Here is a 400-nt window from a genome sequence, read left to right as displayed (position 1 = left end):
GTTCAGGACGGCGGCGGCCGCGCCGTGGGCGGCCTGTTCCTCGTCGGCCTCACCGACATCCTCGAAGGCATCGAGCAGCTCAAGGCCCCAGAGCCCAAGTCCGCCATAGATCAGTGCGCTGACGGCTTGTCCGACACGCACGGCGATAGCCTTGGGCGAGACGCCATGGCCATCAGCGTCGAAGACGGCCTGCAAGCCGCGCCAGATCGCAAAGCCCAGCAGGCCTAGTTAAACCAGACCGACGATCACCAGGCCAAGCGGCCAGTCGGCCCAAGCCGCCAGCATGGCCTTGGCGCCGCTCGCCCGCGGCGTCAGATCGACGGCGGCCATCAGGACGATCGCACCCAGGCCGAGATAGACGACCCCGCGCGCCGCGTAGCCGAGACGGCCGGCCCATTCC

At 69.0% G+C, this 400-nt stretch carries 1 protein-coding gene and 1 pseudogene; both read right to left on the bottom strand.

Features of this window, described 5'->3' with window-relative positions; genetic code table 11:
* Nucleotides 1-195 (bottom strand): annotated as a pseudogene (locus AC1DM5_RS36615) (hypothetical protein); the annotation flags it as partial.
* Nucleotides 196-228: 33 nt separating this feature from the next.
* Nucleotides 229-400 (bottom strand): DUF1206 domain-containing protein (locus AC1DM5_RS36610; RefSeq protein ID WP_477976978.1); only part of this gene is annotated, 172 nt, incomplete at its 5' end.

Source organism: Rhizobium sp. 01T437, assembly GCF_056398505.1.
This window is presented reverse-complemented; position numbering and strand designations above follow the sequence as displayed.